This window comes from Paraliobacillus sp. X-1268 (assembly GCF_003426095.1).
Taxonomy (GTDB): Bacteria; Bacillota; Bacilli; order Bacillales; family Amphibacillaceae; genus Paraliobacillus_A; species Paraliobacillus_A zengyii.
Genome location: NZ_QJSK01000008.1, coordinates 25,683 through 45,819 on the forward strand (window position 1 = coordinate 25,683; position 20,137 = coordinate 45,819).

The window sequence follows — 20,137 nt, forward strand, 5'->3', positions numbered from 1 at the left end:
TAACCCCTCTATTCTATCCCTTGCCAAATCAATCGGATACTTATAATTAATAATAAGGCCCTTAACAGGAATTCAACTGTACCGCTCTTCATTTGTTGATTTACTTTTGCACCAAGTATACCACCAAACCACGCACCAGCTATAAACAACCAAACATATTCCCACATGATATTTCCTAACATTATATGTGCAACAGAACTTGAAATGCTTGTAAAAAGTATCATAAACATGGATGTTGCTGTTGCCGTATGAGCGGGAAAACGGAAGATTAATACCATAATTGGAACCATTAATGATCCCCCACCAATTCCAAACATACCAGAAAGCGTACCCACTATAAAAGCAGCAGAAAACCGGCAAAAATTGAAAATTGATATGTATATGTTTTCTGATAGACTTTTATCGTTCGATTTATTTGCCAACGTTTATTTGTTGTCACTGGTTCTGTTGTTTTCCTAAAGAAGAATAAGCCAAACATACATAGCATAATTATTCCTAAATATATTGAAAATCTCTCCGAATCAAAGAATTGATTGGTCCAAGATCCAATAATTCCACCTGGAACACTACCCATAACGAAAAGAAACCCACTTCTAAAATCAATTCTTTCTTTTTTATAATATGTATAACTTGATGAAAAAGCCGTGAAAATCATAACTATTAGTGATATACCTACAATATGCTGTGGACTTGCCCATTCAAAGCTTAAGAGAAATTTATTTAATATTAGTAAAATTGGTACTAGTATTACACCACCACCAAGTCCTACAATACTACCAACAAAGGTAGCTACGAAACCAATTAGAATGCAAATAAGAAAAAACATTCGTTCACAACCGTTCTATTTAATATAATCTTTTTCCTATTTCAACACTATTTATAATCAATTAAGAATACATATCCTTATTCATTATATCTGAAAATTTTAAAAGAAAAAAGAGCCCGAATTAACGGACTCTCTAGCTATTACTATTAACCAATTGAGCCTTCCATTTCAAAGCTAATTAAGTAGCATTATAATAGCAAGTCATATCTAATCAAAACATTGATATAACAAGGTTTTTAATATTATATAAATCATAAGTCATCATAGTATATTGTGCTAACGTGGCAAAAAGTTGGCACAATAATTACTCGTTACTTTGAACAGTTATTTCTAGTTTCTTCTATTATATAGTGTTTCTAAAATCTTAACAAACAAATGCGCCTATATTGTGGAAATTCACTTGTTTTTCAGTATTCTATCTCTACGACTTGTGCTTGATTCACCTCTTGACCGCCTTCATAAGTTTTTTGGGGTATCTCAGCCTTTATTTTTACAAATAAGCTTCTCGATCCAAAGTCCTGAATTATATTTTCATATTCCTCTTTTTCAAAATACATATACCAATACTCCCCTTTTTCACTAGACTCTGGTATAAGTTTTGCAACGAGATATTCTTCTTCTAAAAAGTTTTCATCAAAATAATTATATACTTGAAGTGTCCCTACTATCGCAAAAGTTTTTCCCAGATTATTCTCTTTATCTTCTATTATATCTTTCCAGCTTAATTTTATATTTTCTTTTTTCATAAAGTCATCTAAATTATTTAGATTAACTTCAGTTGACTTGCTTTTGACATTTAAGTTTTCACCATTATAATCTCGCACTGTTTCAATTGTACTACTTTTATCTTCCTCATTATATATTGTGAAAATTTCCATTTCATCTGTATTTGTTAAAAAATCAGTGAAATCTAATGAATAGAAAATGGTGTTATCTGTATTATCACCAAAGTAATTAATCTGCACTTCATCAAATCGACATGGTGTTTTACCACCACAATCTAAATGTCCGTTATTACTTTTGGAGTTGCTAGAGATATTAGCTTCAATTTCTTCTGAAACTAATCGTAGAATATAGTATTTCTGATTATCAGATAGATTCAAAAAATTATCACTAGCAATACCAGACACGCTATACAGATACGCACCCATCTCTTTATCTAAGTCTCCATCAACAATAGAAAAGTCAGAAAGGTACTCATTAAGAGTATCATTATTTTCAATAGCATCCACAAATCTCTCTTCTTCGTTTTGAGATGCTTTGCCACAGGAAGTTAAAAGGATTACTAAGAACAATAAAAATATTAGTTTTATCCATTTCATAGAGCTTTTTCCTTCACTTCATCTTCTATATGCCTAACTCTTTTATCTAATGTTTTTAATACACTACCATTTTTGTCTAATAAATTTATGATTTCGCTAAAACCTATAAACAATAACCCACTTATTAATCCACTTATTGCACAAACTACAAATAATGACCATGAGAATTCGTTATAAGAACCATAAACTCCACTAACTTCTTCGTTACCTAAAAAAATACCTAAAATAATTCCTGCTACCATTTCAATAATACCAAGTATAAATATTGCTTTCGCTATTTTATTATCATTATGCATGACTTGATTACCCCCAACTATTCTGAATATCCTCTATAACTCTATCATGATTGAGCACAATTGACTAGATATTACTGACAAGTTAATAGTAAATATATGAAACTATATTACTATAGATTACGTATATAAATAATAGATGTGATAATAAAGAAACTTTAAATCAAAAATACATTAAAATATTCATATTTAGAATGGGGTAGGTGTTGTCAATAGAAAAAAGTTTGAAAAAGAATCTGGATATGTATCTATTTAAATAGAAGATTAGGAGGAGGTTTGTATGAAGATTTACATTAAAAAAATACAATTATCAAAGTTCTATATAAGATTATCAGAACTAGCACACTTCTTTTTATATGCAGTTTTCTTAATGTTCATGCTATTAATACCATTTTCATTTTTTGGCGTTTATTTCAATATTGATATAGAACACAAAATTGTATGGGTTTTAACTTTGTATCATACATATGTTATTACTTACATCATAGCATTGATTTATGTTGGACTCTTTAAGTTTGACTTTTTTTATTTCGATAAGTTTAAATCAATTAAAAAATACATGAGAGTACCTTTATTAAAGAAAATCAATATAACCTTCTCTTTAACAGGTACAATATCAAGTTTAATTTTATTATGCTTGTTCTTATTCTATCATTTCCAAAGTGGAGTATCTCTTACAATGGATAGCTTTTCAATAATTGGGGTAGTACTTGCTACACTAAGTTTGTTTTATAGTACATACTTTAATCAAAAAACTGATCTACAACAATATAAGGAAGAATCGTTTCAAAATTCATTAAAAAATTCGTTAGAATTTGTCATAGACGACAATAAGGCTATTAAGAAAAGCGTGAATAGCATACAAAGTCATATTAAATCTAATCCAAGGAATAAAAGAAAAACATCAAATCGTGGGTTTTAACAATATAATAATGAAGGTTTTGTAGCATAATGTCGAATTAATATAATTGGTAATAAAATGAAAATTATAAGTTTAATTGGATCTTATATAAAACAATCAGAATATGATAAAAAATATATTATTGAGTATATGGGAATTTCTTAAAACCCCTTGAGCAATTGGTGCAATGCGAGAACATATCCAACTATCCCACAACTTTTTCAACTTACGTAATTATTAGGGGTTAAATATAGTGACTTTTACGAGTACAAAGGTTAAACATACGATACCTTTTGTATAAGATCTTTCGTGTTATAGTATTGTTAACAATGTACAAGCAAATTTAAGGAGATGATACTGTAGTGGAAAACAAATACATCGCGAAGGAAGATAATTCTAGGCCAAATACCGTACATATAGAGGGAATAGGAACATTCACAGAACAAGGATCACCTGACATGAGAAGGTTGGTACAATTACTATTAAAATGCGATAAAATTGTTGGATAAGAAGAAATTTTTATAGGAGGGGTTATTTGAAAAAATTAGTATGTCTATTTTTGTTATTATTTTTAGTTGCTTGCTCCAATGATGAAACTGTAGAGTCTTCAACTGATCAAACGGAAATAATTAACGAATTAGAAAAAACAATTGAAGAACAAACTAAAACCTTAGAATCAAAAGAACAGAGAATTGTAGAATTAGAGTCGATGGTTGCAGAGGAAACAGATGATTCAAAAGAGGTTGCTGAAAATAACGAAACAAATGGAGAAGTCTCCACTCTAGCATTGGGTGAAACATTTTCGAATGAGGAAATTGAGGTAACTATACAAAAGTTAGAGTATGTATCGGGAGGTGTGCAAGCTTACTTTGAAGTTCATAATAAATCTGAAGAACCTTTAGAAAAACCTGGTTCATTAAAATTCAAACTTGAAGAAAGTGAACTTGAAGAGGAATTTAATAAGCTTGGATATTCAATGAATTTTGATGACGCTGGCTATCTTTACGAAGGCGAAAAAAGAAGTGGAAGTTATATGTATATGTATGATAGAGATATAACAATTAGTGAAGTGAGTTATCATAAATCAGAAAGTGGCTACACAACTGATCTTATTGCTAAATGGAATGTAAAGTAAAAAAAAGCCCCTAACCACTTTTTACAGTGAGTAGAGGCTTTTAGTTTTATGATAGATATTTTTATGTAATTGAAACAAATATTGCAAATCGTTCTTTTATATGATTGAGGTCAAATGTGTTAACGTTTAAACTGTACACCCAAACTTTGCATACCTTGGTTTAATTCTGCATAAAAATCTTTCTGATTATTTACTCCATGCATTTCAACATTGACGTTGATTACATTGTTTTGGTTAGTTTCTTTTTTATTTGATTGATTTCTTTTTAATACATCTGAAAATATATCAGTTAACATTTTCTTAGGAGCAACTATCTCAGGATTACCCACTCCTGCATCACCAATTTGAGCCAATGTAGGTTGACTAGCAACTCCACCAGTAGCTAATGAAGGGATTTTAGGAATAGAAATTGATGGCATATGAGGTATACCAAAAGTACCACCACCAAAATTAGGAACCCAGTCTGGAATATCAAAACTAGGTAATTTATTAATCGCTTTAGAAACAGCATTCACCATTGATTCTATTCCACCAATTATGCCATTTATAAAACCGATAATAGGACTTACTACATTTTTGATACCTGTTTTAATTTTATCCCATATAGACAAAAATGTATCTTTAAATTTATTTGTACCACTTGTAACCTTGTCCCAAGCTGAAGAAAAGAACCCTTTAATACCATCTAAAACATTAGAAACCTTACCAGAAACATTATCCATGCCTAACTTAATATAGGTTTTAACTATATTTATTGCTTGACCTACAATGCCACCAATAATTTTCCAAATGCCACTAAATATATCTTTGATACCTTCCCAAGCTTTATCCCAATCACCAGTAATGAAACCTGTTACAGTTTTAATAATACCTTTAACGATGTCTAAAGCTCCACTAACAACCTTTTTAATATTTTCAAAAGTTGTAGTCAAGAAACTCAAAATAGTATCACCATATTTTTTCCATATAGCAATAGCCAAATCAACAAATCCTTGAATTAAATCAGTTATAATTTCCACAAAGTTCTGAAAACCTAATTTAATATTGTCAATGGTTTCTTGATTATTTTGGAACCATGTTTTCAACCACGTAATAACAGTACCGATCACACTTATGAAAGTCCCAAAGATAGTTCCAATAACATCAAAAACAGTTTGCATCGTCGCTTGAATTTGTGGCATATGAGCCATTATCCAATCTAACAATCCTTGAAAAGTAGGTAACAACTGTTGTGCTAATGTATTGAATACACCAGACATCATATTTTTCATTTTATCCATAGTATCAGTCCAAAGTACACCTGAACTTATACCATCTTCACTAATAACCGCGCCTAATTCATGTGCTTCACCACGCAATCCTGCAATCGCATCTCCGCCTGCCGTAATAGCTGGCATTAACTCTCGTGCAGTTTTAGTACCGAATATTTCTTGAGCCATTGCTGCTTGTTGTGTACTGTCTTCCATTTCGTGTAAAGCTTGAACGGACTCCATGAACACATCATCAGCATTTCGTGTCTTACCACTAGCATCCTCAGTAGCGATACCTAAATTTTGAATTGCAGTACGATATTTTTCATTATCCTTTGTATCTCCTAAACGTTGGTTTAACCTGCCTACAGATTTCTCCATAGTTTGTCCAGATACACCAACTTGACCAAGTGCAAATTCAAGTTCCTGATATGCATCTGTTGAAATCCCCATTTTTTGTGAGGTTTTATCAACTTTATCCGCTGTTTCAGCAAACTTATTAGCCATACCGATCCCTGCTGCACCTGCACTTATTAATGCAGTAGATAATCCAGCAACCGCACCTAATGCAACTTTTCCTGCTTTTTTACCAAATGATTGTGTTGTCTTTTCAGTTTTACCTATATTTTTTTCAGCATTATTTAAACCTTTGTTAAACTGAGAATCATCTAATACAATCTCAGCACCGTATGTACCTAAATTAAAACTTGGCATTTATTTTTCACCTGCCTTTTCGCCCGAATATCCACCAAATGAACGAATAGCACTTATATCTGCTTTCGTACGTGGATTCTGGTAACGTTCGGCTTTTTCAAGATATTCTCTTCCTTCTTCCGTCTCTTGTAGGTCGAATATCCAATTATGTCTTACGTATGCTAAAAAATGACTATGTGGTAATTCCCAAATGTCATTAGGACTTATGTGCATTTTTCTGGACAAGTAAGTAACATCACTCAATAACTCAAATGCAGAAGCCATACCCCCATTTTTTTGATTCTTTTTAGTACCTTTGGATGGGTAATACGGCTTTTTTAGTTTGGGTTATCATGGTTTTCCATAATTTGATTTTGATAAATTTGAAATACCTGTTCCATTTGTTTTAGTGAAAGGTTTTCTTTCACGAATTTATCATCTATTTTTTTGCTTTTATCTTGTTTTAAAATTAATAATGTTGCTTCAACAAATAAATCTAATTTATCTCTACTTGTTTTTGCATCATTCATCTTGCCTTCAAAGTCTGCCATCTGATATGTCATTTCTAAATTCGGTTCAGTAGGAATAACAAACGTATCACCTTCCGAAAATTTTAATTCTAATGGCTCTTTTACTACTTTTGATAAATCAATTTGCACCATTTATATATCACTCCTTCATATTTTGTTAATAAAAAAAGGCATCTCCATTGAGACACCTCTACTTATGTATAAATTTAAATTTCTTCTGTAATCGTTACAATATTATCTACATTTGGATCTTTCATTAGCGTAAATTCATATTCGAAATTAGTTTGTTCCTCTACGTTAAATATCCATTCTAAGCCTGCACGGTTTTGTGCTTTATGCATATCCATCATGATTTTCTTACCATCATCTTTTGTATGAACAAAACGTAATCGCTTAACAGGAACCTTAAAGCCACCACCTAATTTAAGTTTACGCTCCGTTTCATCTTCAGAATATTCTCCTGCAACAAATTCACCAATTTTATCTAAATCATAGGTAACAATTCCTGCCGAAAATGAAATAGTCTCAGAAGTCATTACACTTTTCATTATTTGATTTGCCGTACCGCCTCGAACATCAGCAAATTCGTATTCGACAGCAAGAGTAGCTTCACCACTTGATTCCCCCACTTTTACTAATGCCGCATCAATTACTTCTTGTGTATCAACTTCTAAATCAACTTCTTCTGGTACTACAAATAAATCACCTGTACCAAACAAAATCTCTTGAGCATCTGCCATTTACAATCATCCTTTTCGTTTAAATTTCATATTAAATATTAATACTTGCTCAAATACATGCTTTTCTTGATCAAACAAAAAACTACTCCCTGTAAATGTGGAGTAGAATAACGTTTCATTTTTTAATTGGAATCCTGCTTTATTGCCGAAATGTAGAAGGTTATTAACTTTCGTTGTTAATGGTTCTACTAGCAAATCATCATCAGTTACAATCCTTACTTCACATTCATATTGACCTATCATAGTGTCCAAATTGACAGGTACTAATTTAACAACAATGTATGAATAAGCATTTTTATCAAATGAACTGTATGCAGTAATTTTATGATGCTCTGGATTATGATTTAACATCTCAACCAGTTCTTCATCTGCCTTCAAATAGTTTAAAACTGTTACGATCATCATTTTAAATTCAGCCCATCATTAATCATTTTATTGAGTCTGCCTATATTTTCAGTAATTGCTGGTCGATGGTGTGGCTGTGCTTGGATATTTTGAACCTCACTACCAAGTTCTATTACCGCATCATACTCAACGTTTGAACCAACGACTGCTATTGATCTATCGTCCTCATGTTGAATTTCATGTGTAATGCCTCTTCTTAGATTACCAGTTTTAACAGGAGTTCTTATCTTAGATTCAGCTTCAGCAAATAGTGCTACAGTTTTAGCGACTGTCTCACGTCTTTTTCTCATTTCTTTTTTTGCTTGTTTAAATTTGGACTTTGCCATCTATAATCAACCCTTTTTAATTAAAACTTCAAAGTGCTTATCATATCTCATAACCTGAGTGATTTTATAATTATCTTCACCATCATATCTAACTGATTCAAGTAGTGTTAAATAATCACTTGGTTCAGTAAATGCTCTATGTGTTATATCAGCAAATACTCCATACCGATACTCCGCTAAACCAGCTGAAAACGGTTCTATTTCGCATGGAATAGGATGATAAAGAATTACCATATCACCATAGATAGGCTGACCTAATGGAGTCCAATCGATTATTTCAGTTTCACTCTCATCAATTACATACATCATTTTAGTTAATCTCATAAAACTCTAACCTTTCGATGTGAGTTTAATTGATTAATAATATCATCGGAAATGGATTCCATATATGTTTCAGATAATGAACCTTTACCCTCAGATTTGATATTTTCAATACCTTTTTGCTTGTATTTAAAAATTGCAATATCTTCAATTACATCTGTTAACGCAGGTGGTATTTCCTCAACTTTCAAATAATTTTTCGTATAATTTGTAGCTCTCGAGATATACAAATTGATTACACCATCTTTACTGGTATCTGATTCATCGATTCCAAGCAAAGCTTTTATATTTTCTAATTCTGCCATTTGTTTCACCTACTTTTCTGTTGAAGTAGTAGCCTTTTTAGGAGACGTTTTAGTTGGATTTGTTTTCTTAGGCGTTTCTTTTTTTACTTCAACTTTTTCATAATTTGAATCCTTCTCACACCTAGTAATATGCGCATCGCTTTTAATTTCCCAAACAATACCTGTCTCAATATTTTTATATAACATTCAATCACTCCTTTTAATACATACCATAATAATTAAAGTGCATTTCTCCACCTATCTGATCTCTTTTCACCTTTAATTTCCAAACTGGGATATCTTTTAATGTTATAGGTGATTCAATGTTGCCAAACACCACAATTCCATCTGAATCGCCATTTAAATAAATTAAACATGTAAGATCAGAAATGAAAGAGAAGAAATGAACTGTTTTATCTAGCTTTATTTCTATTTCATCTTCATTCTCTGGCATTGTTATGAAACCGTTAGAAGATACTATTTTTCCATACAATTATAATTCACCTCATTCTGAAAAAGAAGGGGTAGAGATAATACCCTACCCCTTTTAAATAGTTTTATTGTCCAATTGTAGCGACTAATACTGCTACACCTTCAGGGCGAATTACGCTACCGCCGAATACAGTTAATCCACGAACACCATCAGCCATTTTTGACTCTAAGCGTAAGGCTTCCATTTGATCAATCTGCTTTCCAAAACCAATAGCACCTTTGTGGTTAGCAACAATATGTAACTTGCCGTCTACTTCACTTAATTCCTCCGAGACAACAACTTGTAAGCCATTAATCTTCTGTCCTTCAACAATACCATTTTCAAGAACAATAGGCTGACGGGTAAAACGATCATCTTTAGAAAGTAATCCTAATACATCTGAGTTGATAGTTACATATCGATCAGTTTTAGGTGCTTTCTTTTTATTTAACTTAGTCCCTAAGTCAACGATATAATCATATACGTTAGTCTTACTTATTGTTTCTGGTGCTGCATCGGTACCGATTGTGTTATCAGCATGCGCATCAGTATATAGTCCCAATACATACGAATCCGTTTCCACTTGGACGCCACTAGAAGCATTCGTAACATGAGCATCAACTAGATCACCTGCTGCTTGAACTGCATCTACATCATTCAATGTGAAAGCAAAGTATTTTTGTTGATCCATATTTAAATCAACATCTGTTGTGTCAATTTCATCCCAAACTACTGTACCTGTGTAGTCTTTCACATCAACTGCACCAGCTTTATTAAATTTCATTGTCTTACCTTCAATTGTCGTTGGAGGAGTTGTAATAACTTCCGCAATTGATGCTTTAGAATAATTCGCTAATAGACGTGCTTCCCAAACCGTTTTAATAAATGTGTTTACTGACATTAATAATCACCTTAACCTTTTCATATTTTAGTTTTTTGTTACCTATTTACTGCTTTTTAACGACTCTTGGACAGCTTCCCAATTTTCTGAAACTTCTTGATGTGACATACTACTAATTTGCTCTCTTGTAAATGTTTTTGGTTGAGTACCACCTTGGAGATTAGTACCACCAGCTTTTAATTTCTCATCTACTGCCGATTGAAGATGTGTATCAAATACCTCTTTTAACTTAGTTAAATTTTGAGTAGTTTTGTCCTCATCTTCACCGATGAAATAGTCTACTAAATCAATTGGAAGTTTCTGTTCATTAGCTAGTTTAATAGCCTTGTTTGTCAAAGATTCACGTTGCTTTTCTGATCGAATCGTTTGTAACTCAGAACGAATCTTTTCCAATTCAATATCCTTCTCATCTTTTTCTGGAAAACGAGTCTTAATTTCCTCATCAATTAACTTAGGCATAGATTTTTGCTTAAACGTTTCTAAGCCTTTGTTAAAATAAGAGTCTAATTTAGGTTGTAGAAGTTTTTTACCTTCTTCAGTTTCAAGATAGTTAGTTACTCCATCAGGTGTCACACTAGATAACCCCTCAATGTATGCTTTAACTTCCTCGTTTTCTTTGTTACTTTCTAGATATTGCTTAATTTCTTCTAAATTCATTTACTCTACCTCCAAAGTCCATCATGTACGAGCCATAATGTGCTTATATTTTGTGTTTAAATAGTTTACCGTCATATTTAGGACAAATAAAAAAGCCACTAAAACAGTGACTTAGTTAATTCCTTTATCTTTTGCCCATTTTGAATAACTAACATTGGCTATGATTTCTTTTGTCTCATTGTCCTTACGCTTTTCATTTTGATAGTTTCCAAAGTATGGAATATATGTACAACGACAATTTGGGTGTCTTGGTATGGAAGGTTTATTTTCATCGATCCCATAAACCTCTTGATCTAAATCCTCACATTCTTCACAAGTGTTCTCCTCTAAAGTAGCCAAATATTGAACTTGTTCTAGTACTCCACTATCCTTGTAAATCTTATCCTGTGCTTGTTGAATTACCCTAGCGGTCTCTGTTCTTGCTAATCTTTGTGATTCATAAGCCTTTGCATTAAACTGCTTATTAATTCGCCTACTTACCTTATCTATAGATTCCCCGTCACGAATACCTCTCACGATTTCAGTACGCAACGACTTAACTAGTTTATCTTGGTTATCCCAAATACGCTGACTAAATGGCACACCAGACCAATCAAAGTTTACCGCCTCTTTTACAAACTCAGGTTTTAATAGTTTAAAATTAATACCTACCTGTATAGTTTGTTCTATTTGATAAGCCGATTTATAGTAAGTTGCTGCATATGCAGTTGCTAAAACAGCAGGGAGTATTTTTCTTTCTTCCTTTACAATTTCCCTACCCTGTTCTTTCAACATTTCTTCTAACTTATTCATGCGATTATACTTTTGTAATTCTGCATAATCAATTGAGCCATCAACACCATAATCCATGTATAAATTAGCTATGAATTGTTTGACATTATTCCTAGATTGACGGTACTTTTTAAGAATTCCTTTGTGATCTTTTTCAGAGACATTAAATGTATCTTCTATAAGTTTAAGAAACTCTTTCTGCTCTTTATTCATCATCTAATAATCCTTGGCCAGTATTGTCTAAACCATAGGAGTCTTTTTCCTCTTTTAATCTCTCAATAGATACAGGTGGATTTGTAACCCTAGGCAACCATGAAATTAATTCTTCATTAGGCAGGATTCCCTGTAATTCTTTAACCATAGTAACAATAGATGCCTCATCGACTGGCACATTTCTCGTAAATGACACTTGAATATCGCGCCAATCGTACTGCTTATTCTTAGCTTTATCTAGCCATTCACAGAACAATTTAAGGCGTTTCTTTAATGTTTTTTCAAATATAGATTCTTTAATGGCACTAATATTCTCTAATTCTTGTAACTTCAAACGAATACTTACACCACTTGTGTTACTAGAAAAGTTTTCATTTAAATTTACTTGATTAGTTTGTATGTATATCTCATCTTGCCAATCCTTTAACATATCCTTAACGAATGAACCGTTCCCAGTTTTAGTTGCCCAATAAACTTTTGCACCAGCAGGAGTTAAAATGATACCATTCTCTTTCATTTTTTGTGCTGCTTCTTGTGTTAAATCAGCATTTTCAATAACAAGATAGGCTTGTCTATGATCCTCAATTTCATTTGCTGCTGTCGATTGTATTCTATTATAGATGTCTACAATTGGGATAATATCTTCAAATGCGCTCTTCTTACTGTCATTATTAGCAACCTCAGTTACTGGACAATTAGAAAAGAAGTGTGTTTTCTGTTCGATTAACTTTAATACTTGCCCATTTAAAGTATATCTACAATATTCATCGCTATCCCATACATCAACATATTCGGTATCATCGTATTCAACTTTGTACTTCCTTACACCAACACTAATATTACGATCAATTGATCCATCATGTAGAGCGATCATTTCAAGAGGATTAAAATATGTACTTTGAAACTGTCCATCTGTATTAACAAATGAAACTTCAAAAGCGTGACCGAATATTTCAGTTTGCTGTTTCAAGCTTATATTATGACTTTTCTCCCAGTGGCTAAAATATAATTCAATCGTATTAAGGAATTCTTTATCGTTACTTCTAGAAGTATAATTAATTGCTTTGCCTAATAAATAACCAGTATAGTTTTGTACCGTTTTCCTGCAATAATTAAAGAAAGCACGTTCATCTGCTCTTGTTTCATCAACTTTAGCCTTGTCATATAAAATTTTATGCTTACCCTCATAGTAATTGAGCAACTTAGTATACTTTGGTCTTTGCTTATCTAATTCTTTTAATAATTTTAATATAAGTTCATCTTTTACCAAACTTTCACCCCATTAAAAAAGCCATCCTCTAGGGACGGTCTTAATATTTTTTATTATTTCTATTTCATCAATTCGATTAGCAAATTCACTTAATACGTCTGCTGCATCATCATGTAAACTGAATTGTTGTCCTGAGAAATCCATAACTTGTTCAAGAAACGGCTTTTCTACTCTTTCATCACAAAATATAATACGTCCATTATTTACATCAGATACAATAGTAGAAATCTTGTCATCTTTATTCTTCCTTTGCATCTCGTTAATGAAAGTAATCTTACGATTAGATAAAGTTGCATCCTTTTGTATTTCTGTTTCAATTGAATCTACATCTAAACCGTTATATGTATTTTTCTCAATATAGACGTGAGTAATATCATCATGCCCTTTTAACAAATCGATAACATGATTGATATATTCATTAAACTCATTGAATTTTCTTAATTGAGCGCTACGTACATATTTAAAGTTGTTATCCGAAAGAGATCCAACAACAAATGAAAAACTATCTGATCGCTTCTTGTCTTTATTTTTAACACCAGCCGTATCAATAGCGAGCATCGTTTTAGTGAATAAATGATCTTCTATTTCTTCTTTAGGCTTAACGACATTAGACTTAAACCACTTATCACCAATATTCTCAACATTGCACATTAATTCCTGCATGAATGCTAAACGTTTACCAAAATACTTGATACCTAAATTAAAGCAGTCGTACCTATTCCATATTGTTTTAAATTCCATATGAGATTGATTATCTAAATAGTATTGTTTTGCATCAGCTAAAGCATCTTCTCTCTTATCATCAAAGTAAATCGCTTTAAACTCTTGCCAATATGTATTATTATCAAAATACTCATCTATATCAAAGTCCACTACAGACTTATGAAACAATTTGTATTCAGGATTATTTCTAATTTGATCTATGAAGTCACCAGTAGCTAATGGGGTGCCTAAAACTAGAAACTTTGTAGCAGGTTTAATTAATTTACCATCACGTATGACTGCTGAGTCTCCACCTTCCTCAACTTCCTTTAACCACTTTTGATATTTCTTTTGTTTACTATCATCGGTTAATATATCCGCTTCGGAAATGTAATCATCGGCTAAATAAACCATAGGTCGGAATATCCCTTTTGGAGAAATATAAGAAGCACCACGAACAGATGATCCAGAACTATATGCTGCTATTTTTGTATCGTTATCTAATTCTAATTCCAACTTATTCACTGTTCTTTTTCGAGGATTGATTAATTCACCAAATGTATTTACAATATAAGGATTTCTTAATGCTTTCTTAGTTTGATCAACAAAATTTGTAGCATCGAGTTCCCTATTTGCTAAAATAATAGAAAAATAACTTATTTGATAACAATGCAGCCAGCAACTTAAAGCCATATCGATGATAGTTGTTTTAGCACAACCTCTGGGAAGTATAAATTCAATTTTATCAATCTTATTATGTATAAAGATATCTTCTAACTCTTGCCATACTTGATAATGGACAGATGCCAATGGTCTAGCTTGGTTATTTTCTTTTGGAATAAAGAAATCCTGTAAGTAAAATAAACAATAGAAGACAATTGACCGCTTACCTAGTGAATAGGCTAATGAATTCTTACCAAATAAGTTATTCTTATGTTCCTTTACCAACCTATCTACAAATTCGACTGCTTGATTATGTGACATGTTGCGATTGATTGCATCTTTATATAAATATTGTTTTAACAATTTAACATTTTCTTTAGTATTAATAATGTCTGTTATAGTGTTCACCTCCAAACTTGTAAATTTTGTTTTTAAAATTCATTTGCAATTACGTGATTAATAAAATATTTTTGTAAAGTTTTTGAAGGATTTAGTAACTTAGTGTCGAATATTAATATATAACCAATACATAAATCGAGGAGCATTTAAAAACTATGATAATTTTAGCTTTTTTAGCAATATGGGGAATAATAGCGTTTTTCTTATACGATTACTTAGAGCAAAACGGTCTCACAGATCAACCAAAGTATAGTAATCTTTCTATATTAAACAGAGTTATATATAACTGTAATCAAAAAGAAATGAACTCCCCTAACTTACAAATTCTTACTGCAATTTTCCTCCATCCTTATGGATGGACTTTTATAATTTTCACTATGATATTGGCGTTTTTTACAAATTAATACATTTTAGATGTTAATAAAGTAGCAGATAAAATTCTCATTAAACTCTAAGATGGAATTACTATTATCCAGACTTGTAAATTTATAATAAAAATTGTATAGCTAGTTGTAGGGTTTTTCACCAATTCCAAAACAGAAAGGTACCCCCCCCCACCCCTTATTTATCCAATAAAAATAGACCATCGATTGATGATCTATAATACAAAATTATTCAATTCTTTTTCTATCTCTTCATCAGTTATACCAATGTATTTTAAAGTTATATTAGGATGACTATGATTAAGAATTGTTTGAAGCTTAGCAACATCTTTAGTTTGTTTATAGAACCAATAGCCAAACGTCTTACGCATTGTATGTGTACCTATTCCCTCATCTATATCACACATGTCAGCTGCCTTATTAAACTGTCTGTATGCTTGAGTAGTAGTGATAGGCTTATCACCTTTACGACTTGGGAACATCCATACACTTTCATTCTGCTGGATATAGTCTTGTATCTCATCATATATATTACTAAGGTTTAATGTTCTAGGCTTATCAGTCTTACCTTCCTTGATAATAATACGTCTCTTCTTATATAGGTCATTACCCTTTAGCTTTAACAAATCACCTATGCGTAAGCCTGTATTGATACCTATAAGGAATAGGATATAGTCACGCTGTCCACACCATCTTTTTAATGATTGTTTCATATCATCTAATAATTCCTTGTCTCTAATAGGTTGCACGTCTTTAATTTGATTAGTCGTTGTCATGATATACCTCCTCTTCAACCCTTATAAATCAAGGAATTGAATGTAAGTTTTTTAGTTAAACTAAGTATATCACGACAAACCCAATAAAGATAGTTATTTCAATGATTTGAATGTAAGAAAATAAGCAATAACTTACATTGGACAAAAATTAATCTTCTTGATTACCTTCTATCAATTGATCATATTCAACTTCTAATATATCATCATTAATACTATTGTTATTAATATTGGTTGACAATTCAACCTTGCTCGTCGCTTTACCTAATGACCGATCAGCAAGATATTGTAATACTTGAGCCTGAACACGTTTATTGCTATCATCATTAGCCAATTCATACAGTTTATCCATTACAAATTCCAATTTACCATCAATAGTCTTTTGCACTGAAACTTTACGATTGTGTAGCCGCTTGTCTAGCTCAGCCCTAAACTCTTCATTTTCTAACCAATTGTATATAATTTGACGACTTGATCCTATTTTTTTAGCAATATCAGTCTTTGTAAGTTGTCCGTCTGCTAATAGTTCAATCGCTAATAGTTTTTTATTATCTAACATCTGTCAAGTAAACCTCCTTTACACTTTAACGTTAATTTTACATTATATACTTATTTTAATCGAAATAAAAACACCACATATAGTAGTGTTAATTAATTAATTGGTTTAAAATAAATTATTTATCATTAACCGTTTTCCATCTCGTAGAATGAAAAGAACTTTAATCCATCTTTTGATAATTGAATTCTTTGGTATTCTCTATTTGCAACCTTTACTTTTTCGACCAAATTAAAATTCATAAGTTTTGGTGCTAATCGAAAAAAAGCAAACTTACGATCAGTGTCCATTCCCATTTCATTTGTAATACCAATTGAAAAATCATCCCTAAAAGCCATGAACATTGTCAATAATGCTTCAGATTTCCCAGCAACCGAATCTACAGGAAAATTTTCGGGTACATCAATAGGTGTATCAATTAAATACTTTCTTATCATTTTGTAAGAAAACCCATTAATTTCATTTTCCTTTTTGAGTTTTTCTTCTAACTTATCACTAACTTTTCTTAACTTGGTCACCTCATGTAATAAATCGTGGTTTTCTTTTAATATTTCTTCATAATTCCCTATATCTTTACCTGACACCCAGCCATATAAACTACTATCTCGTTCATACTCTTTTAATGATTCTAATACAGTTAATTTGATATCTTTTAAATCAGAGAAAAATTTAGAAATTTTACCTAATACTTCGCCTCTAAACTCTTGGTGCTCTTTATAGTATTCTCTTTCCATTACTTGAGATCCAATAACTTTAGATTTTTCTTCTAAAGTATCCTCATTAATTACTATTGCAAATCGTGGCTTACCTAACTCACCTGCATATTCATATTCCCATTGAGTATAACTTTTACCCGATTCTTCATCAATTGAACCATATCTACCACCTAATATCAGCATATAAACATCTGATTCTTGTATCCATCTTTTAATTATTTCTTTCTGTGATTCATCTCCAGCTTTGAATAATTCCATTCCTGCTGGAATATGACCTGCATTTAGTATTGATTCTACTGCTGCTTGTCTTTCCTCTTGTAGATCTGTAAATGTTGAGGAAACAAATACTTGTAATTTTTTCTCCATATATTCACCCCTGATAGAACTTTATTAATACTATTCTATCATAGAAGATGTAAAATTTTATATTAATATCATGGAACGTATAAGACTTGCACTTATTCTCAGCACGATGCACATTCCAAAAAAGATAGAGTAATATATTTACTCCATTATAATTTCACACATATATTTTTCTTTATTTTTGAAGTTCTGATACAATATACTTTATAATACGTTCATAAATACTAATGAATTCATCGTAATACATATCATCAACTTCAAAAATTGTTAATTCAGTATTCCTGCAAACCATATTTTTCATTTCATCAACCCCAGCAATAATATGCTCAACATCATTAAGTTTTAATTTATATTTCATTTAATATCCACCTCCAAAATGTTTATTAGTTATCTATCAGCTTTCTCTTCAAACTTAATCCATGCGCTTTTCGCCAATTGTTACTTTTCCCAATAGAGATAGATTCATAATATTTTAGTTTGTCCATTTTAAAATATCGCTTATATCCCACAGGTGTATGGTTCACTAAATATTCCACATATTCCATAGCCATTTCCCATATCGTCTCTATTGCATTTTCAAAGAATGTTACAATTGTATCCCACGCTTTTTTAACTACCACTACAAAATGTTCAACCTCTTCTCGCAACTCATCTTCTGTATATTCTTTTCCATTAATCTCGATAATATTATCCATTATTTTTTTCACCCTACCTTTTATTTTTATGTTCCAGCAAATGATTTTACAAATAAGCTTGCATTAATCCTGCCTAATCTTGTCGATGTTAATTCAATCGTATTCCACCCTGTATTATTTACATGCTGCGTTAAATCTATATTTGATTGATCACTCGTATAAGCCGATGAATCTACCAAACTACCATTCACCATTATTTTTACACCTGTAGCTGTTGTACTAGTGTATATCCCATATGTAATTGGATGACTGTGTGATGGTACTGTAACGGAATGACTATGGTTTGAAACACTAAAATCATGACTGTGATTAGGTATGCTAAAACTATGACTATGAGCTGGTATAGATACTGAGTGTCCATGAGAACCAATATCTACGGCGTGATGATGGCGAAATGTACTACCATGCAAGGTGATTGAATTGTTCGAAACAGGCACAGTTAACTCTCCAATTGGTTCCACGTCTTCACTAATTGAAGTCAGGCTTATGGTGCTACTAGTATTAGTTGAACCACCACCGCTGTTTGTACTCTTAGATGTTCCACCACCGCTATTTGTGGACGTATTTGTTCCACCGCCACTGGATGATGTTTGTGTGCTACCTCCACCTGATTCCGTACCTTTTGAATATGCTCTAAACTTTTCCAAACTAAAATTCAGATTAATTTTATCTACTCGTATTGTTTTATCATCGATATAAAACTTTAATTTAAGTGGGTTGTTACCGTCAACATTATCAGCTTCTTGAATTGTATCGGTCTGCATAATGCCACTTTCATCTAGAACAACTGTATCACCTGATTGATTCAATGTTTTTTATCTCCTCTACTGTTCCATTTTTAATTAAATAGTGGTAAATCTCTCCACCAACCTCTTTATGTTTTTTTCCCAACTCACCATATGTAAAATTGAATCTATCTATCTCGCTTTTCAAAGATTTAACAAGACTCTTCTTATTTTTCAGGATCTCTACCGCTTCATTACAATAGATACCATTAAAAAGTATTTGACCCATATTTAATGTTTTGGTTTCTGGCTTGAAATTATTTTGAGGTAAAAATTTAGTAACTGTATATGTATTGTTTTTGAACTGGAACACGTTTAAGCAGATAGGAATTGATCCTTCAATTAACTCTTGATCTATGTTATTGATTTCATGTTCCCATTTAACAACAAAGTCATGTTGCTTTAGCTGCTTGTATTTTTCTTTACATACTTTTGAAATATTAGCTAGTGACGAATCACCACTTTTGATAATTTCATCCAATACCAACATATTAGATTCCATGAATCCACTTATAAAAATAATTGTTTCATTATCAATTTTATATATTTTTTTCGCTGTATCTGTTACAACATGAACGTTATTATTCTTATCTTGAGTTACTCCTCTACCATCTACGCTCACCAGAAGTCCAGACGTTGTTAAAGTCGCTAAGCATAAACTCATAGAAACGTCACGGTCATAGCTGCAATACTTGCAATTGTTAAAGATAAATTATGTATTCTATGTTCCTTATTTTCCACGCTTGATACAGATGTACCACAGATAAATATTAATATTCCCAATATGATTTG

General features: G+C 31.7%; 29 protein-coding genes. 3 read left to right on the forward strand and 26 right to left on the reverse strand.

What is annotated here, in order from left to right; genetic code table 11:
* Nucleotides 1–8: 8 nt before the first annotated feature.
* The 4 genes from D2K62_RS19160 to D2K62_RS10825 form a co-directional block, all read right to left on the reverse strand.
* Nucleotides 9–290 (reverse strand): sulfite exporter TauE/SafE family protein, encoded by a 282-nt coding sequence (locus tag D2K62_RS19160; protein ID WP_232824110.1) that lies wholly within the window; start codon nucleotides 288–290, stop codon nucleotides 9–11.
* A 44-nt stretch (nucleotides 291–334) separates the two neighbouring features.
* Nucleotides 335–826: a sulfite exporter TauE/SafE family protein gene (locus D2K62_RS19165; RefSeq protein WP_232824112.1), complete on the reverse strand. Its 492-nt coding sequence runs from the start codon at nucleotides 824–826 to the stop codon at nucleotides 335–337.
* A gap of 407 nt (nucleotides 827–1,233) precedes the next feature.
* On the reverse strand, nucleotides 1,234–2,148 hold the full coding sequence (locus D2K62_RS10820; RefSeq protein ID WP_117161428.1) for a hypothetical protein: 915 nt from the start codon (nucleotides 2,146–2,148) through the stop codon (nucleotides 1,234–1,236).
* On the reverse strand, nucleotides 2,145–2,444 hold the full coding sequence (locus tag D2K62_RS10825) for a hypothetical protein (protein ID WP_117161429.1): 300 nt from the start codon (nucleotides 2,442–2,444) through the stop codon (nucleotides 2,145–2,147). Before D2K62_RS10825 ends, D2K62_RS10820 begins: the two co-directional genes overlap by 4 nt.
* A 277-nt stretch (nucleotides 2,445–2,721) precedes the next feature.
* On the opposite strand from D2K62_RS10825, the gene D2K62_RS10830 reads away from it, so the two are divergent.
* The 3 genes from D2K62_RS10830 (at nucleotide 2,722) to D2K62_RS10835 (ending at nucleotide 4,477) form a co-directional block, all read left to right on the forward strand.
* Nucleotides 2,722–3,363, forward strand: coding sequence for a hypothetical protein (locus D2K62_RS10830; protein WP_117161430.1), 642 nt, complete (start codon nucleotides 2,722–2,724; stop codon nucleotides 3,361–3,363).
* A gap of 341 nt (nucleotides 3,364–3,704) precedes the next feature.
* Complete coding sequence (locus D2K62_RS18770; protein WP_157967882.1) at nucleotides 3,705–3,851, forward strand: hypothetical protein; 147 nt, start codon at nucleotides 3,705–3,707, stop codon at nucleotides 3,849–3,851.
* A gap of 26 nt (nucleotides 3,852–3,877) precedes the next feature.
* On the forward strand, nucleotides 3,878–4,477 hold the full coding sequence (locus D2K62_RS10835) for a hypothetical protein (protein WP_117161431.1): 600 nt from the start codon (nucleotides 3,878–3,880) through the stop codon (nucleotides 4,475–4,477).
* A 119-nt stretch (nucleotides 4,478–4,596) separates the two neighbouring features.
* Here D2K62_RS10835 and D2K62_RS10840 read toward each other — a convergent pair whose 3' ends face one another.
* The 22 genes from D2K62_RS10840 to D2K62_RS10945 form a co-directional block, all read right to left on the reverse strand.
* Complete coding sequence (locus D2K62_RS10840; RefSeq protein ID WP_117161432.1) at nucleotides 4,597–6,441, reverse strand: phage tail protein; 1,845 nt, start codon at nucleotides 6,439–6,441, stop codon at nucleotides 4,597–4,599.
* Nucleotides 6,442–6,705 carry a hypothetical protein gene (locus D2K62_RS10845; RefSeq protein WP_117161433.1) on the reverse strand — a complete coding sequence of 88 codons (264 nt, stop codon included), beginning with the start codon at nucleotides 6,703–6,705 and terminating at the stop codon, nucleotides 6,442–6,444.
* A 53-nt stretch (nucleotides 6,706–6,758) separates the two neighbouring features.
* On the reverse strand, nucleotides 6,759–7,082 hold the full coding sequence (locus D2K62_RS10850) for a hypothetical protein (protein ID WP_117161434.1): 324 nt from the start codon (nucleotides 7,080–7,082) through the stop codon (nucleotides 6,759–6,761).
* Nucleotides 7,083–7,156: 74 nt separating this feature from the next.
* Nucleotides 7,157–7,690, reverse strand: a complete 534-nt coding sequence (locus tag D2K62_RS10855; RefSeq protein WP_117161435.1) for a hypothetical protein — start codon at nucleotides 7,688–7,690, stop codon at nucleotides 7,157–7,159.
* A 6-nt stretch (nucleotides 7,691–7,696) separates the two neighbouring features.
* A complete protein-coding gene (locus D2K62_RS10860) occupies nucleotides 7,697–8,095 on the reverse strand; it encodes a hypothetical protein (RefSeq protein ID WP_117161436.1) in 399 nt (132 codons plus the stop codon).
* The gene (locus tag D2K62_RS10865; RefSeq protein ID WP_117161437.1) at nucleotides 8,092–8,421 is read right to left on the reverse strand and encodes an HK97 gp10 family phage protein; all 330 of its coding nucleotides are present in this window, start codon (nucleotides 8,419–8,421) and stop codon (nucleotides 8,092–8,094) included. The genes D2K62_RS10860 and D2K62_RS10865 overlap by 4 nt, the downstream gene beginning before the upstream one ends.
* Before the next feature lie 6 nt (nucleotides 8,422–8,427).
* Nucleotides 8,428–8,745, reverse strand: coding sequence for a hypothetical protein (locus D2K62_RS10870; protein WP_117161438.1), 318 nt, complete (start codon nucleotides 8,743–8,745; stop codon nucleotides 8,428–8,430).
* On the reverse strand, nucleotides 8,742–9,047 hold the full coding sequence (locus D2K62_RS10875) for a phage head-tail connector protein (RefSeq protein ID WP_117161439.1): 306 nt from the start codon (nucleotides 9,045–9,047) through the stop codon (nucleotides 8,742–8,744). Before D2K62_RS10875 ends, D2K62_RS10870 begins: the two co-directional genes overlap by 4 nt.
* 9 nt (nucleotides 9,048–9,056) lie before the next feature.
* Entirely contained in the window at nucleotides 9,057–9,233 is a 177-nt protein-coding gene (locus D2K62_RS18775) for a hypothetical protein (protein ID WP_157967883.1), read from the reverse strand.
* Nucleotides 9,234–9,246: 13 nt separating this feature from the next.
* Entirely contained in the window at nucleotides 9,247–9,519 is a 273-nt protein-coding gene (locus D2K62_RS10880) for a hypothetical protein (RefSeq protein WP_117161440.1), read from the reverse strand.
* Between the two features lie 64 nt (nucleotides 9,520–9,583).
* The gene (locus D2K62_RS10885; RefSeq protein WP_117161441.1) at nucleotides 9,584–10,399 is read right to left on the reverse strand and encodes a hypothetical protein; all 816 of its coding nucleotides are present in this window, start codon (nucleotides 10,397–10,399) and stop codon (nucleotides 9,584–9,586) included.
* A gap of 42 nt (nucleotides 10,400–10,441) precedes the next feature.
* Entirely contained in the window at nucleotides 10,442–11,056 is a 615-nt protein-coding gene (locus tag D2K62_RS10890) for a DUF4355 domain-containing protein (RefSeq protein ID WP_117161442.1), read from the reverse strand.
* A 111-nt stretch (nucleotides 11,057–11,167) separates the two neighbouring features.
* Nucleotides 11,168–12,040: a minor capsid protein gene (locus D2K62_RS10895; protein WP_157967884.1), complete on the reverse strand. Its 873-nt coding sequence runs from the start codon at nucleotides 12,038–12,040 to the stop codon at nucleotides 11,168–11,170.
* Nucleotides 12,033–13,310, reverse strand: a complete 1,278-nt coding sequence (locus D2K62_RS10900) for a phage portal protein (protein WP_117161444.1) — start codon at nucleotides 13,308–13,310, stop codon at nucleotides 12,033–12,035. Before D2K62_RS10900 ends, D2K62_RS10895 begins: the two co-directional genes overlap by 8 nt.
* A 12-nt stretch (nucleotides 13,311–13,322) precedes the next feature.
* A complete protein-coding gene (locus tag D2K62_RS10905; protein ID WP_198671301.1) occupies nucleotides 13,323–15,083 on the reverse strand; it encodes a hypothetical protein in 1,761 nt (586 codons plus the stop codon).
* A gap of 589 nt (nucleotides 15,084–15,672) precedes the next feature.
* On the reverse strand, nucleotides 15,673–16,233 hold the full coding sequence (locus D2K62_RS10915; RefSeq protein WP_117161446.1) for a site-specific integrase: 561 nt from the start codon (nucleotides 16,231–16,233) through the stop codon (nucleotides 15,673–15,675).
* Between the two features lie 148 nt (nucleotides 16,234–16,381).
* A complete protein-coding gene (locus D2K62_RS10920; protein ID WP_117161447.1) occupies nucleotides 16,382–16,789 on the reverse strand; it encodes a phBC6A51 family helix-turn-helix protein in 408 nt (135 codons plus the stop codon).
* A gap of 125 nt (nucleotides 16,790–16,914) precedes the next feature.
* Nucleotides 16,915–17,868 (reverse strand): DUF4062 domain-containing protein, encoded by a 954-nt coding sequence (locus D2K62_RS10925; protein ID WP_117161448.1) that lies wholly within the window; start codon nucleotides 17,866–17,868, stop codon nucleotides 16,915–16,917.
* Nucleotides 17,869–18,040: 172 nt separating this feature from the next.
* A complete protein-coding gene (locus D2K62_RS10930) occupies nucleotides 18,041–18,223 on the reverse strand; it encodes a hypothetical protein (RefSeq protein WP_117161449.1) in 183 nt (60 codons plus the stop codon).
* Between the two features lie 25 nt (nucleotides 18,224–18,248).
* On the reverse strand, nucleotides 18,249–18,560 hold the full coding sequence (locus D2K62_RS10935) for a hypothetical protein (protein WP_117161450.1): 312 nt from the start codon (nucleotides 18,558–18,560) through the stop codon (nucleotides 18,249–18,251).
* 26 nt (nucleotides 18,561–18,586) lie between these two features.
* Entirely contained in the window at nucleotides 18,587–19,369 is a 783-nt protein-coding gene (locus D2K62_RS10940) for a hypothetical protein (protein ID WP_117161451.1), read from the reverse strand.
* Nucleotides 19,353–20,009: a hypothetical protein gene (locus tag D2K62_RS10945; RefSeq protein ID WP_117161452.1), complete on the reverse strand. Its 657-nt coding sequence runs from the start codon at nucleotides 20,007–20,009 to the stop codon at nucleotides 19,353–19,355. The genes D2K62_RS10940 and D2K62_RS10945 overlap by 17 nt, the downstream gene beginning before the upstream one ends.
* Nucleotides 20,010–20,137 lie beyond the last annotated feature (128 nt).